17 protein-coding genes are annotated in these 22,911 nt (G+C 44.6%); 13 read left to right on the top strand and 4 right to left on the bottom strand.

Translation table 11 applies throughout. The features are described from left to right. Positions 1–8: 8 nt before the first annotated feature. The 4 genes from BW716_RS24825 to BW716_RS24810 are packed head-to-tail and all read left to right on the top strand — an operon-like array spanning position 9 to position 6,703. Entirely contained in the window at positions 9–929 is a 921-nt protein-coding gene (locus tag BW716_RS24825; protein ID WP_083727124.1) for a FecR family protein, read from the top strand. A gap of 33 nt (positions 930–962) precedes the next feature. Next, entirely contained in the window at positions 963–4,118 is a 3,156-nt protein-coding gene (locus tag BW716_RS24820) for a SusC/RagA family TonB-linked outer membrane protein (RefSeq protein ID WP_083727122.1), read from the top strand. Positions 4,119–4,121: 3 nt separating this feature from the next. Continuing rightward, on the top strand, positions 4,122–5,621 hold the full coding sequence (locus BW716_RS24815) for a SusD/RagB family nutrient-binding outer membrane lipoprotein (RefSeq protein ID WP_083727120.1): 1,500 nt from the start codon (positions 4,122–4,124) through the stop codon (positions 5,619–5,621). A gap of 56 nt (positions 5,622–5,677) precedes the next feature. Then, positions 5,678–6,703 (top strand): family 43 glycosylhydrolase, encoded by a 1,026-nt coding sequence (locus tag BW716_RS24810; protein ID WP_143709013.1) that lies wholly within the window; start codon positions 5,678–5,680, stop codon positions 6,701–6,703. A gap of 66 nt (positions 6,704–6,769) precedes the next feature. On the opposite strand, the gene BW716_RS24805 is transcribed toward BW716_RS24810, so the two are convergent. Beyond that, positions 6,770–7,189, bottom strand: a complete 420-nt coding sequence (locus BW716_RS24805) for a hypothetical protein (protein WP_235643940.1) — start codon at positions 7,187–7,189, stop codon at positions 6,770–6,772. 91 nt (positions 7,190–7,280) lie between these two features. Between BW716_RS24805 and BW716_RS24800 the strand changes: the two genes are divergently transcribed. Beyond that, positions 7,281–7,484, top strand: coding sequence for a hypothetical protein (locus BW716_RS24800; RefSeq protein ID WP_083727116.1), 204 nt, complete (start codon positions 7,281–7,283; stop codon positions 7,482–7,484). 236 nt (positions 7,485–7,720) lie between these two features. Next, entirely contained in the window at positions 7,721–8,893 is a 1,173-nt protein-coding gene (locus BW716_RS24795) for an AGE family epimerase/isomerase (protein ID WP_083727114.1), read from the top strand. A 75-nt stretch (positions 8,894–8,968) separates the two neighbouring features. Here BW716_RS24795 and BW716_RS24790 read toward each other — a convergent pair whose 3' ends face one another. From BW716_RS24790 to msrA, 3 genes are all read right to left on the bottom strand, one after another. Then, the gene (locus BW716_RS24790; protein WP_179091256.1) at positions 8,969–10,021 is read right to left on the bottom strand and encodes an SGNH/GDSL hydrolase family protein; all 1,053 of its coding nucleotides are present in this window, start codon (positions 10,019–10,021) and stop codon (positions 8,969–8,971) included. Between the two features lie 29 nt (positions 10,022–10,050). Continuing rightward, entirely contained in the window at positions 10,051–10,731 is a 681-nt protein-coding gene (locus tag BW716_RS24785; protein ID WP_083727112.1) for a hypothetical protein, read from the bottom strand. A gap of 140 nt (positions 10,732–10,871) precedes the next feature. Continuing rightward, a complete protein-coding gene (gene msrA, locus BW716_RS24780) occupies positions 10,872–11,528 on the bottom strand; it encodes a peptide-methionine (S)-S-oxide reductase MsrA (protein WP_083727166.1) in 657 nt (218 codons plus the stop codon). A 185-nt stretch (positions 11,529–11,713) separates the two neighbouring features. On the opposite strand from msrA, the gene BW716_RS24775 reads away from it, so the two are divergent. The 7 genes from BW716_RS24775 to BW716_RS24745 all read left to right on the top strand — a co-directional run bounded on the left by BW716_RS24775 (position 11,714) and on the right by BW716_RS24745 (position 22,796). After that, positions 11,714–13,837 carry a DNA mismatch repair protein MutS gene (locus BW716_RS24775; RefSeq protein WP_083727110.1) on the top strand — a complete coding sequence of 708 codons (2,124 nt, stop codon included), beginning with the start codon at positions 11,714–11,716 and terminating at the stop codon, positions 13,835–13,837. Positions 13,838–13,999: 162 nt separating this feature from the next. Beyond that, positions 14,000–14,434 carry a MarR family winged helix-turn-helix transcriptional regulator gene (locus BW716_RS24770; protein ID WP_083727108.1) on the top strand — a complete coding sequence of 145 codons (435 nt, stop codon included), beginning with the start codon at positions 14,000–14,002 and terminating at the stop codon, positions 14,432–14,434. Positions 14,435–14,692: 258 nt separating this feature from the next. Further along, entirely contained in the window at positions 14,693–15,574 is an 882-nt protein-coding gene (locus BW716_RS24765; protein WP_083727106.1) for an AraC family transcriptional regulator, read from the top strand. A gap of 403 nt (positions 15,575–15,977) precedes the next feature. Beyond that, entirely contained in the window at positions 15,978–17,174 is a 1,197-nt protein-coding gene (locus BW716_RS24760) for an efflux RND transporter periplasmic adaptor subunit (protein WP_083727104.1), read from the top strand. A gap of 186 nt (positions 17,175–17,360) precedes the next feature. Continuing rightward, positions 17,361–20,528, top strand: coding sequence for an efflux RND transporter permease subunit (locus BW716_RS24755; protein WP_083727102.1), 3,168 nt, complete (start codon positions 17,361–17,363; stop codon positions 20,526–20,528). Between the two features lie 20 nt (positions 20,529–20,548). Continuing rightward, on the top strand, positions 20,549–22,030 hold the full coding sequence (locus BW716_RS24750) for an efflux transporter outer membrane subunit (RefSeq protein WP_083727100.1): 1,482 nt from the start codon (positions 20,549–20,551) through the stop codon (positions 22,028–22,030). 307 nt (positions 22,031–22,337) lie between these two features. After that, on the top strand, positions 22,338–22,796 hold the full coding sequence (locus BW716_RS24745) for an RICIN domain-containing protein (protein WP_083727098.1): 459 nt from the start codon (positions 22,338–22,340) through the stop codon (positions 22,794–22,796). Positions 22,797–22,911: the final 115 nt, after the last annotated feature.

The following is a 22,911-nucleotide window of genomic DNA, read 5'->3' as shown; positions in this document are numbered from 1 at the left end:
ATACAATCATGAGTGTTGATGATATAAGGGAATTTTTAATCGACTGTCTGGCACACCCTGCAAACGCAGATAAACAGGCAGCACTGGGGCAATGGCTACAGCAATCCGAAGCAAACCGTACGCTTTATGCTGAACTGAAGCAGTTATGGGATGCCACGGAAAACATGCCTGTTATACCTTTTGACAAGGAACAGGGATGGCAGGCCCTGTCTCAGCAAATTTCTGGTACATCAGCTCACGTTGTTGAATTAAAGAGGGAAATTGCGAGCAGTACCCGGGAAGAAGCACCCGGCGTTACTGCTCCATTTTTAAGGCGATACAGATGGCTGGCAGCTGCATGTTTCCCTTTATTCCTCGTGGCCAGTTACCTGATCTGGCAAAAGGTGGAACAACCTGTTACTATTCATGCTGCTATAAAAAATACCCTTTCCCTGCCAGATGGTTCGTCCATCCAGCTACAGCCCGGCACTGTAATAAAATACGACCCCGCATTTGCCAACCGCCGCGTTTCTCTTACGCAGGGAGCAGCAGATTTTTCTATTTCACCAGATGAAAAGCGTACATTTATTGTACAGCTGCCACGCTCCACGGTCACAGTACTCGGTACCCAATTCAATGTAAATGTCAGTGGCACAACGGAAAAAGTAGTCGTGCAGGAAGGAAAGGTTCGCCTGACTACCCTGACAGATACCCTGATTCTGACCAAAGGTCTGGCCGGCCAGGTCACAAAAGGCGGAAAACTACTTCAACCCAAACTGTCCTTTACCAACGAAGAAGCCGGTACAGTGGCTACTGCATTGTCTGAGTTTTACCTGGTGAACATTACATTGCCAGACAGCACATTCAGGAAGAAAAAAATAACAGCCAACTTCCAAAACATGTCAGCCAGTGAAGTACAGCAGGTACTCAATGCGATATTGGAGCAATAGCCGTCAGCTAATCTGACCACTGTATCGCCTATTATGAAAACCAAAGCCATTTGCTGTTTACTCACCCTGTTCCTCGTTATGTGCCACTGCGTAAAAGCGCAGGAAAAACTAACCATTCATGTAGTGAATGAACCCCTCATTTCCGTACTCCATCTCATAGAAAAACAGGCAGGTGTTTTATTTGCTTATCGCAATGAAGTCATCGATGTGCATGACCGCATTACCATACATTGGGACAATGTGCCATTAAAGACCATTTTAGACGTTATTTTTCCATCTTCTCTGTATGAATTACGATTCATAGGCAAACAGATTGTGATCCTGAAAAAACAGGCGCCTGTGCCTGTAACTCCGCCACCCCATATTATTGATATCACCCCTGTCGTGATCACCGCATTGGGTATCAGCAGGCAACAAAGATCTTTAGGCTATGCCTACGCCGACCTGGGACCGCAGACTTTTACGATAAATCCGGTCAGTGCACTATCCGGAAAGGTAAGCGGATTGAATATCACGCCTGTGAATAGCGGAGTAGGAGGATCGGCCAAAGTGACCCTGAGAGGATTGAAAATTATAGGTGGTGATAATACCCCTATGTTTGTAATAGATGGTATTCCTGTGAATAATTCCTCCCCCGGTCAGGCAGATAAATATGGCGGATATGATTTAGGAGATGGGACTTCCATTATCAATCCTGATGAAATAGCCAGCATCTCTATTTTAAAAGGCGGCTCTGCTTCCGCATTGTATGGTAGTCGCGCTGCAAATGGTGTGATTATTATCACCACAAAGAAAGGAAACAAAGGTGTTTCGGTAGAATACACTGCCAATATGCTCGTTGAAAAACTGAATAATAGTTACGACTTTCAGCATGAATATGGTAGTGGGCAGGATGGCTTTTTACCAAAAGATGTTTTTACTGCCCGGGTGGATGCACAGAAAAGCTGGGGACCAAAAATGAGTAAAGACAGCACCGTCGTGATCTGGGATGGCAGAAAAGTTCCTTACGTGAATGCAAGTAATGCCATTAGTAAGTTTTTTCGCAAAGGGCTGACACTTACCAATTCAGTTTCTTTATCTACGGGTACAGACAAAGCGCAATTGCGCGCTACCTATACTAATGTGAGAAACAATGATATTATTCCCCGTAGTAAACTCGATCGTCATCATATTTCCCTGAGAGGTACTGCAAAGCTGTCTTCAAAACTGATACTTGATGCCAAAGGAACTTATCTTTCCGAAGATGTATTTAATCGCCCTGCACTCTCTGATAACCCGAATAATATCGGTTATGTACTGAGTGGCATTGCACCCAATATCGATATCAACTGGCTCAAAAAATACAAAGATTCCGCTGGCGATTATATCAACTGGAATAACAATGCCTACCAGGTAAACCCTTACTGGGCTATTAATGAACAACCTAACAACAGTACTCAGCGCCGCTTTAATGGATTCCTCCTATTGAAATACCAGTTGTGGCCGGGATTATATATTCAGGGACGTACAGGTACGGATTATTCCCGTTTTTCATTTACTGAGTTTATGCAATATTCCACGCCTTACTATACAACCGGGGGTATCGTACTCCTGCACCGGAATCTGCAGGAAACCAACTCCGATCTTTTAGTGAATTATCATAAAAAATGGAACAGGTTCTCTCTCGAAATAAATGTGGGTACCAATAGAATGGACTATACAGAAGATGTGCGCAATATAACTGGGAGAGATATGAAAACAAGAGGTGTTAAAAAACTCAATAATTTTGAGACACAACTGAGCAGTCATCAATTGTACAGAAAGCGGATCAACTCTGTTTACGGAGGGGTCACCATTGGTTATGATGCCTTTCTTTACCTGGATCTGACTGGTCGTAATGACTGGTCTTCTACATTGTCCGCCGGACACAATGCTTATTTTTATCCTTCTGCATCTGCCAGCTTTGTATTTTCTTCATTATTACCGTCAAATGCTATATTATCCTTTGGAAAACTGAGAGCAAGCATTGCGCAGACAGGCACAGATGCCATCGCACCTTATCAGACAGCACTCACTTATGCCACGAATCCTGATATCCCCAGTGTGGGTGGCTATCTCATTGGTGGCGTAGCGACAGATAAAGTACCTTATGAAAACCTGAAACCAAGTATCAGCCGTTCTTATGAAACAGGATTGAACATGGTGTTTTTTGATAACCGTATTAACCTGGATCTGACATGGTATCATTCCAATACAAGGAACCAGATATTGAATGCACCTATTTCACCAACCAGTGGTTACACCAGTGCAGTTATCAATTCAGGAGATGTATCCAACGAAGGTGTAGAAATCTCATTGGGAGGGCGGCCTATATGCAACAAAGATTTTAAATGGCAGGTGAACGCCAACTTTGCACGCAACAGGAATAAGATTATCTCTCTAAGCTCATTGGTCTCCGACTACTACACCCTTGCTTCCGCACGCTGGGGAAATGCCAGTATCATTGCAAAAGCCGGATCCACTTATGGTATGATCACCGGTAAGAAATTTCTTCGTGATGAGAATGGGCAGATGGTACTGGATGCAAATTATTTACCTCAATATACATCTACTGATTACAACCTTGGAAGTACGCAATACAATTGGATCGGAGGTATCACAAATACATTTACGTATCGTCGCTGGTCCTGCGCCGTCTTATTAGATATCAAACAAGGAGGTAAGATATTCTCCATGACCAACTTACTTGCCTATCAGAATGGCCAACAGAAAGGCACGCTGGAAGGCAGAGAGGGGTGGGCCAGATCAGAAAAAGAAAGGATCGCCGCCGGTGTATCGTCAGCAGATTGGACACCTACCGGGGGACTGCGTGTGAAGGGGGTAAAAATAGTCGGTTTGAACAGACCACAATATGAGCAGGTAGACCGGTACGTAAATCCTGAAACCTACTGGACAAGAGTGACAGAGAATATTCCCGAACCTTTTGTATACGATGCAGGTATGGTAAAGATCCGCGAACTCACGCTGGGGTACAGGATTTTGAAAGAAGTATCTGTATCAGTGATTGCCCGTAATCTGCTTACATTAAGTAAACATGTACCCAATATAGATCCTGAATCCAGTTATAATAGTGGCGATGGGCAGGGCTTTGAATATGGATCGTTGCCTACCCGCCGTGCCTATGGTATCACCCTGCATGCAAAATTTTAAAAGATGAAGTTTTATCATTATTGCCTGATCATAATTTTGAGTAGCAGCTGTACAACAAACTTTGGCGTCATAAATACGGATCCTGTCAATGACACTACCATTGCAGCCGGAGAGCAACTCACAGCCGCTGCTTACCTGCTGGATGGTGGCCGGGAAATGGGATATCCAAACTTATATCTATTCCAGCCAATGGTGCAATATGTAAGTGGTACTTATGGTATGCGTGCAGGTGGCAAGTATGTAAGAGATGAATTTTACAATGGATTGATGTGGTCTAACTATTATGGTAAATGCATCAAACAACTGGCAGACCTGTTGAAGCAACATCAGGATGATAGCACACAAGTGAACTATGTAGCTGCTGCGCGCATTTTGAAAGTATATATCTTTTCCTTATTGACAGATGCATATGGTGATATTCCTTATTCTCAGGCAGGTCTTGCTTATTATGATAAAATTTACACCCCTGTCTACGATAAGCAGGAAGATATTTACAAAGATTTCTTTGTAGAACTGGAAGCCGCTATTCAGCAATTTGATGATCGTAAGCCTGTCATCCTCAATGATATTGTCTACAATGGTAATCTCACCAAATGGAAGCGCATGGCCCGTTCGCTACAACTACGCCTTGCCATACGCCTGTCTGCCGCGGATCCCTCATTGGCACAAATACAGGCAGCGGCGGCATTTGCCGGTGGCGTGATGCAAAGCAATAATGATAATTTTGTGATGATACATGAAGACTACAGTTACCCTGATCTTCGTGGCAATGGCTATGCGCAGGCATTACAGGAGGAAGCAGCATATAAATATACCATTGGTACAACTACCTTTGTCAATTACCTCAAAGCAGAAAATGATCCCCGCTTAGGATTGTTTTTCGTAAATACAGATAGCATTACCAATTATCTCCCTATTCAATCGGGCCTTTACTGGTGGGAGTATTGGTCAGACTTTGTAGGTGAAAACGGAGAGATAGTAGGACAGGCGAATAAATATTGCCACATCAATGCACCTTTCTATCAACAGGGAGGATCATGGTTACATCTCGGCTATGCAGAAGTAGAATTATTGTTGGCAGAAGCCGCCGTACGTGGCTGGATTGGCGAAGATGCCAATACCCATTATCAGTCAGGATTGAGAGCGGCTATGCATCAACTGGAAATGTATCCGGGTATGACGCCGTTATCTGGTGCTGCGATCGATAGTTTTGTGGGTACACATACTTTACCATCCAATGCAATAGCAGCTATCAGTATGCAGAAATGGGTAGCGTTATTTCCAAATGGATATGAGGCTTTTGCGAATCAACGTAGAACAGGTTATCCTGAATTGAACCCGATAGTGGACATAGATGGGGAGTCTGAAACTGGCGGCCATGAGCCAAAGCGGTTATTCTATCCAGCTACAGAGGCCACATCTAATCCTGTACATTACCAGGAAGCGATAGACAGGCTGGGAGGGAGCAATGACTGGATGATACCAGTATGGTGGAATAAATGATTATAATATCTCCCGAATTATTTGTAATTCGCACGCTTATAATCATGCGTTCCACTATGTATAAACTTTATCTGGCTTTAACACTGGCTACAGCCCTGCCTGTACTCAACAGCTGTGCGCAAACAAAGCCCATCCATACAGCATCTGCACCTCTCTACCGCGACCCTATCTTCGATGGCGCCGCTGACCCAACCCTCATCTGGAACGACAAAGAAAAAGCCTGGTGGATGCTCTACACCCAACGCCGTGCCAGCGTCGACGCTGAAAACGTGGCTTACTGTTATGGCAGTAAAATCGGTATTGCCGAATCAAAAGACAACGGCCACAGCTGGGTATACAGAGGCGCACTAAACCTTGAATTCGAAAAAGGCGAAAACACCTTCTGGGCTCCCGACGTCGTTTACAACAACGGTACCTACCATATGTTCGTCGCCTATATCCAGGGCGTTCGCAGCAACTGGGGAGGTCACGCCCGCATTGCACACTACACCAGCAAAGATATGTGGGACTGGAAGTTCGAAGGCTTCCCTCAACTCACCTCCGAAAAAGTGATTGACCCTACGCTATACCAACTCCCGGACAAGACCTGGCGCATCTGGTACAAAGATGAAGATCATGGCTCAAACACCATGATGGCCGGTAGCAAGGACCTCAATAAATGGACCTACACCAGTACCAAACCAGCCATTGGCGGCACCGGCCACGAAGGTCCCAAGGTATTCCGCTTCAAAGATTACTACTGGATGGTCACCGATGAATGGCATGGCATGCGCGTATACCGTTCTGACGACCTGAATACCTGGACCAGACAGGGATTAATACTTGACGTTCCGGGCAAGAGAAAAGACGATACGCCTACCGGTGCACATGGCGATGTGGTAGTCACCGGCGATCAGGCATACGTGATCTACTTCACCCACCCAGGCAGAAAAGTACATAGCGAAAGTCCGGTGAATGAAGATGGCATACAACCTTACTCCATCCGCCGATCCAGCATTGAGGTAGCTGAACTGAAGTTTGATAATGGTACGTTGACGTGCGACAGAGATGCGCCGTTTGAGTTCTTCCTGCCTTCGAAATGATTGTGCCGGAGCCCCCTGGGGACAAATCCATTTCCGTTTCGAAGTTATTTTCCTGTTAAAAAGAAATTACATCGTTTCCTGCTCCTCAGGGTACCTGGGCTTGTGCCAGAAATAATAATAAGCCAGGATCACCACCCCCATAAAAAATGGAATCAGTGCCAGATGCTTGTAAGTAATACTTCCAAAGAGGATCTCCGTGTCGAAATGCATAAACTCACTGATCATCCAGTAAGAATTCGCCGTAATCCACACAGTAATCGCCAGGTTATGGCAGAGTTCAGACATGAACTGCCGTGTACGCCATGCAATCACAATAGAAATGATCAGCGTTGGGAAGATCATAATAATCCCTAATACAGGCCATGCCATGCACCAGCTGATATCTTTGAGCAACCAGAAAACGATGTGGAGGTTCTCCATCTTCCGGTATTTAAGGGGAATGCTGTAAACAGGACTTTTCTCCTGCGTAATGGTGGTTTCAGCCATTGTTGATTTTGATTGAGGGGCAAAAATAAAAAATCTGGCATCAATTGGTATAACTCTTGTAATATCTATAGGGAACCAAAAAAGCAGAGATATGAAAAAGGCATTAATAGCAGCCACTATCGTGGGTGCAGCAGCAGCCGGTGTAATTTATTATCTGACCAACAGAAGTCGTGCAGAACAGATCCTGGACGAATTGAATGATACCGCAGACGAAGGTCGTCGTCTGGCAAAGAAACATTTGCGCAAAACCCGCAAAAAAGTTAATAATATGATTCATGAGCATATGGAGCCTTAGTCGGGCTATAGGCAAGCTATAGTACAACTAGTACATTAAAAGGTCACCAAAAGGTCACTAAAAGGACACCTCATTATCCCAGGGATATTGAAGTGACCTTTTAGTGACCTTTTGGTATACTGATCATGGCGGCATCGCGCTATGCCTTTAAGGTCAATATTTAGATAAAAAAGTATTATTCCTGCATCCGGAATAACCCTAGCTTTGAAGAAACAGCACCACGTTTTCGAAAGACTATGGACAAGCGACTAGCGGCTTACAGGCAGGAGGTAACAACAGCGTTATACGATATCCTGCACTACTGGCAACAATTTACAGTTGATATACAAGATGGGGGATTTTATGGGGCATTAAACAACGACAATGTCGTGTTGGAGGGAAGTCCCAAAGGTGGGGTGCTGAATAGCCGCATATTGTGGACCTTTGCCGCCGCATATAAATTCGATCCACAACCACAATTTTTAGCACTGGCCGATAGAGCGTTCCAGTACTTACGTACTCACTTCAATGATCCTGCATACGGTGGCATATATTGGTCGGTAACCGCCACCGGCGAACCACTGGAAACACGGAAACAGGTATATGGACAAGCTTTTCTGATCTATGCCTTAAGTGAGTACCATGCCATTCAACCTTCAAAAGAAGTATTAGATTGGGCCATTGATGTATATCGATTGCTGGAAGCGCATAGTTATGATCCTGTAGACGGGGGTTACTACGAAGCATTTTCCAGGGAATGGGGGCCTATATCAGACTTGCGCCTGAGTGCAAAAGATGACAATGCCGCCAAGACCATGAATACGCATCTACATGTATTGGAGGCTTATACTAACCTGTATCGTATCTGGCCGGATGCGGAATTGAATAAAAAAATAAAACAACTCATTGAACTCTTTTTAAATAAGATCATTCATCCTGTCACCCACCAGCAGATTCTGTTCTTCAATACAGCCTGGGAGCCGGAATCAGCCGTCGTTTCTTATGGTCATGACATAGAAACATCCTGGCTGTTGTACGATGCCGCAGAGGTCCTGGCAGATGAGTCCCTTTTAAACAAAGTGAAAGAAAACGCCATCCTGATGGCGAAAGCTACCATTGCCGGTGTAGAAGAGAACGGAGGTTTGCAATACGAAGATGACAACAAAGAAAAACACTGGTGGGTACAGGCAGAAGCAATGGTGGGATTTTTCAACGCCTGGCAACTAAGTGGGGAGGAAAATTATTTACACTATTCTTTAGATACCTGGGCATTTGTAAAAAAATACATCATTGACCCGGAAAAAGGGGAGTGGTACTGGGGGGTTACAGAAACATTGACAATCATGCCCGGACAAGATAAAGCCGGGTTCTGGAAATGTCCTTATCACAATAGCAGGGCGTGCCTGGAACTCATTCACCGAATTGTTTAACACGTACATGAACATAAAGGCTGGCTAATCAGTGGCCGTTGCACAACAGCCACTGATTAGCCGGCCTTTTTTATTTTAATTCCATCCTTTCAATTTACTGATATAAGCCGTCAGTTCTTTGGCAATCAGCTGATGCTCTTCCAGTGTAGGATGATCTCCGCATCCGCCATGATATCTTTTCGAAAAGAAATAATAAGATACATTCTTATCGCCACTTGCCACCACGATCGTCTTAATATAAGACTTCAATACAGCACTCAGGTCTGCATCTGCCATTGGACTGCTCAACAAAACAATACTGGCATTTGGGTAATACCCTCTCAATGTACGAATGAACCGCAGGTAGGCATTACAAAAAGTAGTAGAATCCTGCTTACCATCATTCTGCCCAAGACAAACCGTCACTACATGTGGCTGATATTTATTAAAATCCCATTGCAGGCTATTATCCCGCATGTTGATCTTGTCAAACACCTGAGGCATAGTGATCTTCATGTCACAGCAGCTATGGATCAATCCAATGCCGGACACGGAAGACAGCATCCAATGTGCATCCAGCGCACGGGCGGTCAAGGGTCCATAACTCATGAAGGCATTGTGCTGATCATACCATTGTCCCTGTCCACAGGGAAAGGTAGATTGATCACTCCCCGTACCACAGGTAATTGAATTCCCTATAAATTCAAGTCTTCTCGATGGAGTAGCCGTAATAGGCATGAGCTTATTACACTGGAATCCGATAAACTCCAGGTAGCCGATACCTGCTTCTGTATTTTTACAGATAGTGATGATGTGCTCTCCGTCACGCAGATTGGAAGCGGCTTTGATCACATTGTGCTTCGCAGTGGTCTGCACCCTTTGAGGAGGTTGGTTGTCAATCTGAATAGCCAGGTAATTGTGTTGGTTATACAGTTCTTCATCATCCATCACGATATTGCAGTAAGTGCCTTTAAATTTCGCGCGGATATATACCCCTGGCTGCCAGAAGCGATATGTCACAAAATTGCTCTTAAAAATACGGCCGGTGTATTGGATATAAGGATGATTGGCCCTGTAGTCGACCAGGTCCTGTGCAAAGGTCTGCAGGCTGCATAGTATGAGCAGCGAAAATAAAATACGTTGTATCATAGCAGGGAAATAAATCTCTGCGAAAAATACTAAAATAACTTAGAATATAAACTGCCGATCGTCATCCAGATAGATGTGCGTGAAGTCGGAATTTGTCTGCTCAGGTCAGGGATTTCCGCCTGTAATTCATTGTAGAGCATTTCTGCCCGCAGGTGAGAAGGCGAATCGCATTGCAGTTCGAGGATATTAGAGAGCATTATTATCGCCATTTTGTGATGTTTCTTCGCGAGTATACGGGCGGTTTTTATCACCTCCTTACAATATTCTGAGCGGAAGGAATGAAATTCATCCGGCAGTAAATTGAGGAGACAGATGTACGTGATGTCAGCCGTTTCTTCCAGCGCCACAGCATCTACGGCCTGCGCCAGTTGCAGCTGATGTCTGAGTGACAATAAGAATCGCTCTTTTTCATTCAGGAATTGCAGGATTGCGGTGTAGCTCTTTGCCTCATGACTATCATCGAGCAGATGTGGATTCGCCATCAGATCGCGCATCAATTGAGTATCTTTCATTTGCAGGCAACTAATGACTGCTGCGGTAAAGACAGGTTCAAAATGAGGAGCGATGATTTGTAGTAATGCAGGTTCATTGTATCTGGGATCGTTCAGGAACCGACCTCCTTTGGGAATAGTACCTGTTTCCAGAAACGAAATTAAAACAGCATCCCGGCGGATCAGGGTAATTAGGGATTGAGTAGTAACGTGATTCATAGCATAGGTTGGGATTGTACTACAGCAATATAATAAATTTTTTAATATATAATATTTAAATTTTAAGTTCCCGGTTTTTAACTGGTATCAGCCTATAACAAAAACGCTTTGTCCTTAGGGAAAAGCGTTTTTGTTATAAATTAGTTTGCGTCAGCTTTGAGTTTATCCTTAAACACTTTCTTAAACTTCTCCAATTTTGGGGCTATCACAAAGTGACAATATGGTTGTTCTCCATTTTGCTTATAATAATCCTGGTGATAATCTTCTGCCTTATAAAACTTCGTAAAAGGCGCAATCTCCGTTACCACCGGCTTATCATAGGCTCCGGACTTATCCAGTTTGTCCTTATATAATTCCGCCAGTTTATGCTGTTCTTCATTATGATAGAAGATCACAGATCTATACTGGGTACCCACATCATTCCCCTGCCTGTTCAGCTGGGTGGGGTCATGGGCGGTCCAGAAAGCCTTTAGTAATTCCTCATAGGAGATCTTAGCAGGGTCATAAGTCACCTGGATCACTTCCGCATGCCCCGTTGTGCCGGTACACACTTCCTCATAAGAAGGATTTTTTACCGTACCTCCGGAAAAACCTGATTCTACCTTTATCACCCCATCCAGGTATTGAAACTGGGCTTCGGTACACCAGAAACACCCTCCGCCAAAGGTCGCGGTCTCTGTTTTCAGGTCTTTAGGAACTTTTATATCACCTGGAACTTTGTCGTTCGATGATTTGCTTTGCGCACAGGCTACAAAGGTAAGTGCGAGCAAAAAGCTTAATAATGAGTATCTTCGCATGATTTTTTTCGTTTGGAGTAGTTTTGTATGCGTAACCACTTCCACCCCAGACAAGTTAAATTACGATAAGTTTGATGTAACGGATCGCCCAATTAATTAACTTTAACATTCTTTTGAAGGGCCAAAAGCCAATTTTAACCGCCTGTGTAATTGTAACCGCAGGCTTTGTATGGAATTAATTTAAGATGAAGTATTTTCCCGATTCAGCCTTAGTACAGCTGGAATTCGACAAAGTTCAGGCTTTGTTGGAGGAACATTGTAAAACGGAGCTGGGTAAAGAAATGGCGCAGGAACTGCGTTTACATACCCACATTGACTACGTCAAAACAGCATTACAGCAGGCGCACGAATATAAGCAGCTCACGCTGCTGCAGGAACATTTTCCCAACGATTATGTACTGAACCTGAAAAGTGAATTGCGCTTACTGGGCATCCAGGGAGCCGTATTGAGCGGAGAGCAGGTAATGCAATTGCGCAAGCTGGCCGAAAGCATGGGCAGCATTGTACGTTTTTTTGATCACGACAGGCGCGTCACTTATGCGGGTCTGTTCGAAGTGATCACTCATACCCACTACGAAAAGAAGATCATCCTGATCATCGACGAGATATTGGATGAGGCAGGACTGATAAGGGATAACGCCACTCCGGAGTTATCCAGGATCCGTATGTCCCTGTTTCGCAAGCGGAATGAACTGCGCCGGGTATTTGACCGTAGTTTGTCCAAACTCAGCAAACTGGGCTACCTCGCCGATACAGGCGAAGCTTTTCTGAATGGCAGAAGGGTAGTGGCCATTTATGCCGAAAACAAACGTATGGTAAAAGGAATTCTCCATGGAGAATCTGATACCCGTCGTACCGCATTCGTGGAGCCGGAAGAAACCATTGAGCTGAATAATGATGTAGCCGCCCTGGAAAGAGATGAGAGCCGTGAGGTGTACAAGATATTGCGTACCCTGACAGCAGACCTGAGCAAGCATTCATTGCTGCTGAACAACTACCACATTATTCTCGGTACTTACGACTTTATCCGTGCCAAAGCTAAGCTGGCACTTGATATGGATGGTAATTACCCAATGCTCACACCCACAGCACAACTGCATTTGGTAGATGCGTATCACCCACTGTTACTTTTGTACAACCGTCGTAATACCAAGCCGACCATTCCCATCAACCTCACGCTGGATCAGAACAATCATATCCTCGTGATCAGTGGACCGAATGCCGGTGGTAAGACGGTGACTATGAAAACAGTCGGTTTGGTCCAGCTCATGCTGCAGGCAGGACTGCTGGTACCGGTACATCCCAGTTCCCAGATAGGTATTTTCAGGCAACTGATGATCCATATTGGTGATACACAATCCCTCGAATTTGAATTGAGTACTTACAGTTCGCACCTGAAAAATATGAAGTATTTTATGGAAAATGCGAATGGTAAGACCCTCTTTTTCATCGATGAGTTGGGAAGCGGTTCCGATCCGAACCTTGGTGGTGCTTTTGCGGAGGTGATCATGGAGGAGCTGGCTAAGAAACACGCATTTGGTATTGTGACCACCCACTACCTGAACCTGAAGGTAATGGCCAACAAGGTAAAGGGTATCATCAACGGGGCGATGGGCTTTGATGAGGAGAACTTGTCACCGATGTACAAACTGATAGTAGGTAAACCGGGTAGCTCCTATACATTCTCTATCGCACAGCGGATAGGTCTGCATCCTTCCCTGATCAACAGGGCCAGAAACCTGGTAGATGAAGGCCATTTTCAGCTGGATAAGCTCCTGAACAAAGCAGAACAGGATCTGCAAAAGATAGAGGCAAAAGAGAAGGAATTACAGCAGTTGCTGCGTGAAAACGAAAAGTTGAAACGTGAGTACGAGGTACTTTCTGACAAGGAACGAAAGAACCAGCAGTTCGGCATGATGAAGTTGCAGAATAAGATCAAGGAAGACGAACTGGCCTACCTGAAAGATATGGAGCGCAAGATGAAGCAGATCGTGATTGAATGGAAGCGTACCGACGACAAACAGAAAGTTTTGAAGCAGGCCGAAGCACTCCTGTTCAGAAAACGTGAAAAGGCTATCAATGACAAGCTGGAGAAGAAGGTACAGGACAAATTCCAGGAAGTAGTGGGTAGCAACCTCGAGATTGGCAACCTTGTAAAAATTAAAACAAACGGCCAGGTGGGCAAACTGATCGAAATACGTGATAAGCGAGGCATCGTTAAATTGGGTAATATCCCGATGAACGTATTGTTGGCTGATCTGATATTAGTGAAAGAACGTCCTAAAGAAAAGGAGCCGGCTACTAAATAATAGATTTTTGCAGGCTTCCTGCATTTCTGTGTTTCTGCAGTCTTTCTAATGCGACGGCATCAGAAAGACCGCTTTCGTTCGAAAAAAAACGCTTTTACCTGTGGTAAAAGCGTTTTTTTTAATTTTTATTTTATTTAGCCGGCTAATTATTATATTTGCTTCATGAACAAACCGCTTATGTGCAGTACCATTGGTCACCTATTGGTACAAATCAGCAAAGCGCACAGAAACAAAGGAAATCAAATGCTCGCGGCATACAACCTGCACGCCGGTCAGGAGATCTTCCTGCAACAAGTACTATGTCACAACGGCATCATGCTCAGTGACCTTACGACTAACATGGAAGTCACACCCGTAACTGTCACCCGCATGGCTGACCGTCTCGAAAAAAACGGCTTCCTTGTCAAAGAAAAATGCTGTACCGATCAGCGCGCCGTCCGCGTCTCCCTTACTGAAAAAGGTAAAGAAGCCGCTATGCATATCACAGAACAAACCTGGAACCAATTGGAGCAGCAAATGGTGCAAGGGCTAAGTACAGAAGAAAGGATAATCTTAAAACGTCTGCTCATGCAGGTACTGGAAAATCTGAAGAAATAATATTTTTTACTTATTTAATTAGCCGGCTAATAATAATTGAAGATAATAAGTATATTTATCATGTAAAAATAGTTCGATGAAAAATGAAATGTAAATTATATTTTTGTCGCACTATGTAATAGATATAATCTGCTAATCATCTACTGATTACAATCCTGCCGACTAATTAATCCATGCCGATTCTGTAGCTAGAATGGCACTGCCTCTGAACTTTTACGACTGAGCCCTCTTCTTTTTAACGACTAAACTGTATGTGATATGAAGACTAATGTAGTCATACCAGTTTACAATGTTGACGACTGTGTTGATATACAAAATCCTTTAAAAGGTTTTTTAATCAACCGCACTACCTACTTGGTACAACCAGAAGATCTTAAAGAACCGCATCGCCGTAAGCATTTCAGTATCACACTTGTGCTATCAGGCGAAACAACTCAATATATCGACTTCGAAAAATATACTGTCACAGGTCCTGCTGTAGTGATGTTATATCCTGACCAGGTACATCAACATACAGGCGATAGTTTATGCGAGGTCGTTAATATTATCTTTTCACAGGAATTTCTTGTGAATGAAACAGGCTTAGGTAGTCCTATCTGCTGGGGTTGCGTATGCGGCACGCCTGTAATTGAACTCACGGATGCACAACTGAAAGATCTCATGGGATTCGCGCGTCTCATGCTGAGAGAAATGGAAACCAGGCAACCATTGCGGGAACTGATTATCCGCAACATGCTACATTCTCTCATTGCTGCTATCTCCCGTTTACCACAACGGGACATTGCCGCTATGCAATCAGATACGCTGCCTAACCGCATCGTACGTCAGTTCGATGAATTGTCTGATGTGCATTACAAAGACAAAACGCAGGTAGCGCACTATGCAGATATGATGTATGTAACACCTGGTCATCTCAACGATACGATCAAGGCTGTGTTGGGAAAAACCGCAAAACAGATTATCGATGAAAAACGGGTGATGGAAGCCAAGCGACTCTTGTTTTATGGCGAACATACCATCAAGGAAATCGCGTGGGAGCTTAAGTTTGAAGACGATGGGTACTTCAATCGGTTCTTTAAAAAGCATACTGGATACACACCAGCAACGTTCCAGAAGAGTATCCGGGAAAAGTACAATTAATACCGTAATTAGTTAAATGAACTTCCTTGCTGATCATTGTACTTTTGTAAGGTTATAATAATCATAACATGATGATGTTGAAATAATGTCGTCCTAAAAAACCACTAGCACATGAAGTATCTAAATTTCTCCTGCTAACCTGTTCATAAGTTTCTCTTAGCAGTAACCAATCAAAAAACTTTGTCATCTGGCTTCCCGGTTCAGGCGGGTGGGGTGGCTTTTCTATCTCCAATAACTGTCGTTATTTATTAACCGGTGACCACCGTGTGTGGGAGAGGTATGCATTACATCTCTGACAATGGTGGAATGGCTAACTATGGCCATGGGGAGGCTTTTGCCTAAAATTTCCGCCATTGGCGGCGTGGCTATCTATTGCCATACTTTTCTTAAAATGAACAATTGTATGAATCACTTATTCTTTTTACAACAAGCGCACAAAAAACACGGACCAGCGAGTCTTCTTTATAGTATCATTATTGTCGCGTTCCTTTCATCATGCGCCTCCTCTTCTGCAAAAACAGAAAATGCAGGAGGAGCACCAGCAGCAGTACTTCCTGTGCTGAAAGTAACTTCCGTTCCAGCTACTACCTATCGTGAATACAACGCGACATTAGAAGGAAAGGTAAACGTTGAAATCCGCCCACAGGTAGATGGATACCTCGACAAGATCTTTGTAGATGAAGGTGCTTACGTAAAAGCAGGCCAACCTTTATTCCGCATCAATGACCGTCCTTACCAGGAACAATTGAGTAATGCATCTGCACTCTTACTCGCTGCACAGGCCAATGAAGAAAAGGCACTGGTAGAGGTAAACCGTCTTACGCCACTCGTACAAAACAACGTGGTATCTGACGTACAACTGAAAACTGCCAATGCTGCCTATGCGGCTGCGAAAGCCAACGTATCGCAGGCACGTGCCAATGTAAGCAATGCACGTATCAGTGTAGGATACACCCTGATCACTGCACCTGTTAGTGGTTACATCGGTCGTATTCCATTCAAAAGCGGTAGCCTGGTAGGCCGTGGAGAAACACAGCCACTTACCTTATTATCGGATATAAATGAGGTGTATGCTTACTTTTCCATGAGTGAGATCGACTTTCTCCAATTTAAAAATAAAATAGCTGGTAATACCGTCGCTGATAAAGTGAAAAAATTGCCGGCTGTAGACCTGGTACTTCCAGACAATACCATCTACACCGAAAAAGGGCATGTAGAAACGATGGAAGGTCAGTTTGATAAAACAATGGGTTCTGTAAGTTTCCGGGCTATTTTCCCGAATGGTGCAGGGCTGCTTCGTTCCGGTAATACAGGTAAAGTCCGTATTCCTGAACAACTCTCTGCAGCACTGTTGGTGCCACAGGAAGCGACATTTGAGGTGCAGGACAAAGTATTTGTATTCACAGTAGGAGATAGCAATAAAGTGGCGAGCAAGCCAATTATAATCTCTGGTAAATCTGGCGCGTACTACTTCGTAGAGAAAGGACTGCAGGCAGGTGAGACTATTGTATATGCAGGATTGGGAAGACTACAGGATGGTGCTGTGATTGCTCCACAGCCAATATCTATGGATAGCCTGCTGAAGGTAAAGCCATTGTAAAATGGGGCGGCTGTATGAAGGTGATTCCATCATAAATGGATTGCCTGTCTAAAGGTGAAAAACATGTAAATGGATGATGTGTCGAAAGCAGTTCCATTATCATGAATTACCTGTAGATGGCCAAACCAGTTAAATGGATTGCCAGCTAAAGGCAAGTCCATTTGTAAAAAATTCAACTAAAGATTTATGTTAAGAAGATTTATAGAAAGGCCGGTACTGGCTACGGTGGTCTCCATCCTGCTGGTACTGTTGGGGATCTTATCGCTATTCACATTGCCGGTTACTCAGTTTCCGGACATTGCCCCTCCCTGCGTGGCCGTTACAGCATCCTACCCCGGCGCTAACGCCGAAGTGGTAGCCCGTTCCGTAGCCACCCCTATAGAAGAGGCGGTAAACGGCGTAGAGAACATGACCTACATGACCTCTACTTCCAACAACGACGGTTCCATGACCCTGAGCGTGTACTTCAAACTGGGGACCAATCCTGATCTGGCAGCAGTAAACGTGCAAAACCGCGTATCCAAAGCCACCAGCCTCTTACCATCCGAAGTCGTGAGTGCAGGTATCACCACAGAGAAGAAACAGAACAGTATGATTATGGTGGTGAACCTGATGAGTAATACATCAGAATACGATGAAAAGTTTTTGCAGAACTATGCAAAGATCAACATCATCCCTGAATTACAGCGTATCACAGGCGTAGGTCAGGCCATGGTATTCGGTTCCAAAGATTACTCAATGCGTATCTGGCTGCACCCTGATCGTCTCGCTGCCAATCACCTGTCACCACAGGATGTACTGAGTTCAATCCAGGAGCAGAACGTAGAAGCAGCACCGGGTCGTTTCGGTGAAAGCAGTGACAGGGCATTCGAATATGTATTAAAATATAAAGGAAAACTGAATCAGCACGAAGACTATGAAAACATGGTGCTGAAGGCAAATGCAGATGGTTCCTTACTGCGTTTGAAAGACGTGGCAAGAGTGGAGTTCGGTTCCTTTACATATAGCAGTGACACCAAGGTGAATGGGAAATACGGTATTGGTATAGCTATCTATCAGACAGCGGGTTCAAACGCAAATGATATCCAGGTAGCTGCCAATGCCCTGATGAAGAAAGCATCCCTGCAATTCCCTAAAGGCGTAGAATATTTCAATATCTATAGCACCAAGGAATATCTGGATGAATCTATTGACCAGGTGAAACACACCCTGCTGGAAGCATTTATACTGGTATTTATCGTTGTATTCATATTCTTACAGGATTTCCGTTCTACACTGATTCCTGCTATCGCAGTACCAGTAGCGATCATAGGTACATTCTTCTTCATGCAGCTGTTTGGTTTTACCATCAACCTGCTTACCCTCTTTGCACTGGTGCTGGCTATTGGTATCGTAGTGGATGACGCTATCGTCGTCGTCGAGGCGGTGCACGCCAAGATGGAGAAGATCAATATGTCTCCAAGAAATGCGACCATCACCAGTATGCAGGAAATATCCGGTGCGATCATCTCCATCACCCTCGTCATGGCAGCGGTATTCGTACCTGTTGGTTTCATGCAGGGCCCTGCGGGTGTATTCTACCGTCAGTTCGCCTTCACACTGGCTATCGCGATCCTGATCTCTGCATTGAATGCATTGACCCTGAGTCCTGCTCTCTGTGCCCTGTTGTTGAAGAACATACACCATGGAGATGACCATCAACCAAAGCATGTAACAATGGGCTTCGGTAGTCGTTTCTTCAAAGCATTCAATACAGGTTTTAATGCGGTAACAAATAAATATATCAATAGTCTCCGTTTCCTCGTAAGACGTAAATGGATTGCAATAGGTGGTCTGGCACTGATCACTGCAGTAACGGTATTCTTAGTAAAACGTACCCCTACCGGGTTTATTCCTACAGAGGACAATGGTTTCGTAGTATACTCTGTGAGCATGCCTCCAGGTGCTTCATTGCAACGTACCCGGGAAGTTGTGGGCAAGGTGGAAAAAATCATGCACGACTTCGAGTCTGTCAATTCTTATCTGAGCGTTTCCGGTTTTAACATCATCACCAACTCCAGCAGTTCTTCATCTGGTGTAGGGTTTGTAAAACTCAAACCATTCGAACAGCGTGGGAAGGTGAAAGACCTGAAAACCGTGATGGGTATGATGCAAGGCGCACTGGCAGGTATTCCTGAAGCAAATATCTTCATGTTTAACATGCCAACCGTACCTGGTTTCAGTAACGTAGATGGTTTCGAAGTGATATTGCAGGACCGTAACGGTGGCCCAATGGATAAACTGGCAAATACCACTTACGGTTTTATCGGAGAATTGATGAAGCGCAAAGAAATTGCATTTGCCTTTACCACCTTTAATGCCGGTAACCCTCAGTACAGTGTGCAGATCGACGACAGCAAAGCGAAACAGCTGGGAGTGAAAGTATCAGAGATCCTGCAAACATTGCAGGTGTTTTATGGTAGCACCTTTGCATCTGACTTTAACCGTTTTGGTAAATACTACCGTGTTATCGTACAGGCGGATGTACCTGCACGTGCAGAACCTTCTTCACTGGATGAAGTGTTTGTAAAGAATGAATCAGGTGAAATGGTACCGATCAATGCCGTGGTAAAACTGGAAAGAGTATATGGCCCTGAAACCGTTACCCGCAATAACCTCTTTAATGCGGTGAGCATCAATGGTCAGCCAAAACCGGGTTATAGTTCTGGTGATGCGATCAGGGCAGTAGAAGAAGTGGCGGCTAGTTACCTGCCAAGAGGTTATTCTTACGAGTGGGTAGGTATGACAAAAGAAGAAATTGCAGCTGGTGGTCAGGCTGGTATTATCTTCCTGTTGTGTCTGATCTTTGTATACTTCCTGCTGTCAGCACAGTATGAAAGTTACATTCTGCCATTCTCAGTGATCCTCTCTATTCCACTGGGTATCTTCGGTGTATTTGCCTTCATCAATCTGTTTGGTATAGACAACAATATATATGTGCAGGTAGGTCTGATCATGCTGATAGGTTTGCTGGCTAAAAACGCCATTCTGATCGTAGAATATGCCGTACAACGGCGCAAGGGTGGAATGGGGCTGCTGGCCTCCGCATTGGAAGCGGCCAGGTTACGTTTGCGTCCGATCCTCATGACATCGTTTGCATTCATTGCAGGTCTGACACCACTCATGAGAGCGACAGGTTCATCTGCACAGGGTAACCGTTCAATCAGTTTCGGTGCAGCAGGAGGGATGTTGACAGGCGTATTGCTGGGCATCTTTGTGATACCGGTGTTGTTCATCATCTTCCAGTATATACAGGAGCGCATCAGCGGTAAACCTGCAAGACAGGAAGACATGCAGACAGCAGCAGAGTATTAAAAAAATTAAAGAAAAAAGTGATGACTAAAAAATATATCAGTGTCCTAACCGTCTTCATTGCTATAATTATACTGGCAGCTTGCCGGGTGGGCCGTGACTACAAACAGCCTGCCCTGGTACTGCCGGAGCGGTTTGGCGACAATGCCTCTTCAGGTACGAGTGCTGCTGGCGATAAGGCTGCTTCAGGTACCAGCACTGCTGGCGGTGGTAAAGCTCCTTCAGATACCAGTATAGCGGAGATACCATGGAAGAACTTCTTTGCCGATACGACACTACAAAGGCTGATCGCCGCAGGCCTGAGTGGCAACTACGACCTGCAGCTGGCTGTAAAACGAATCGAAGAATCATCTGCCTACTTAAAGGAGGCAAAGTCAGCCTGGTTGCCAACTGCCACGCTGAATGTATCCGCGAATACCACCAATCCGTCTGATAACAGTTTGAATGGACTTAGCCTTAGTTCATTCCTGGGTACCGATCATATCGAAGACTATTCATTGAATGCAGCAGTATCCTGGGAGATAGATGTGTGGGGCAAGATCAGAAGACAAAAAGAAGCAGCACTGGCCAGTTATCTGGAAACCTACGAAGGAGCACATGCTGTGCAAACCACCCTCGTATCAGATATCGCCAATGCATATTATAACATGCTTATGCTGGATGCACAGTTAAAGGTAGCTAAAAACAGCCTGTCGCTGAGCGATACCATTGTGCAGATGATCCGCCTGCAAAAAACAGCGGGCGAAGTAACAGAACTAGGTGTACAGCAGGCCATTGCCCAACAGCAAACAGCCGCCCTGCTCATACCTCAGCTTGAACAGGCACTGGCTATCCAGGAAAATTCCCTGCGTATCCTCACAGGTGAATTACCAGGTACCATCGTACGTAGTCAGCAACTGAGTACTAACCTGATGCGCGAATCATTGCCGGTAGGTATTCCTGCCAATCTGATCAGCAAGCGTCCGGATGTGAGAGCAGGAGAGATGGCGCTGGTAGCTGCCAATGCAAAAGTAGGTGTGGCGCAGGGGAGTATGTATCCCACTCTGACCCTCACTGCCACCGGCGGATTGAATGCTTTCAAAGCGAGTGACTGGTTCACCGTGCCGGCTTCCCTGTTTGGAGTAGCTGCTGCAGGTATCACTCAGCCATTGTTTCAGCACAGACAATTGAAAACACAATTGGAAGTAGCAAAGATTCAGCGTGAAGAAGCTGTGATCCGTTTCCGCCAACTGGCATTGGATGCAGTAGGAGAGGTGAGCAATTCACTCGTGAAACTGGATAAGTTGAAATCGCAGCAAACCATCGCTTCCCAACAGGTAGAAACTACGCAATTGGCTACCCGTCAAGCACAATTACTATTCCGCAGCGGTATGGCTAACTACCTGGAAGTGATCACTGCACAGGGAAAATATTTGCAGGCTGAGCTGACACAGGCAGATATTACCCGTCAGCAACTGAGTGCTGGTGTGGAATTGTACAGAAGCCTGGGGGGTGGATGGAATTAAGAAGCGAAGAAAGATTTAGATCTGATTGGATGGATTGGGAGTAGAAATGATCTGGTTGGGATAGGATCAGAATTAGATGGGATCGGCAGTAGAAATGATTCGAATTGGATAGGATCAGAATTAGAAAGGGTCGGAATTAGATTTGATCAAAAGTAGAAGGGATCAGAACCAGATCGAATCAGATTTATATAAAATCAAAAAAAATAACAGTTGTAATAGGTAGATAAGTTGTTGTTAACCCGCAGCGCCATATTCCCCGTATGGCGCTGCCTTTTTTATATATTTGATATAGAAAAATCCATCCAACATGAAAAGCTTATTTTGTACATTGGCGCTCATCATAGCCACTGTCACCACGTATGCTCAGACCATCCATGGCACATATGCCATTAAGAACGTAGCCTCCGGCATGGTACTCCGTATTAAAGATGCGAATACAGCCAATGGTACCCCCATTGTTCCATACTCTCCAGTCAACTGGAAATGTGTGACCTGGGATTTCAAAATTGTAGAAGGCCAGACCTACCAGCTAAAGAATCTTTTTTCTGGTAAAACATTACAACCAAAAGGAGCATCTCTGGAAGAGCAACCTATTGCGGACCAGCAGTATGAATTTCTGCCTGCTGAAAAGAATAGTTACCTGATTCGGGTGAAGGGAACGGAGTTATACATTACACAGGCGGAGGAGAACATTGTATTAGCTGCAAAGAAAAAAGATGTTCGTTCACAATCATGGACCTTGGTTGAACAGCATCCGACCATGTAGAGGAAGGTAAATTCTGAATAGATTGTTTGACACTGTCATTCAACATCCTCTCAAAAAATAGGCTGTTCCTCTATAAAAAAAGCCGGATCATAACCAATGCCAACCTGATAAATTG

Origin of the sequence: [Flexibacter] sp. ATCC 35208 (assembly GCF_001975825.1) — a bacterium.
Lineage (GTDB): Bacteria > Bacteroidota > Bacteroidia > Chitinophagales > Chitinophagaceae > Chitinophaga.
This window is presented reverse-complemented; position numbering and strand designations above follow the sequence as displayed.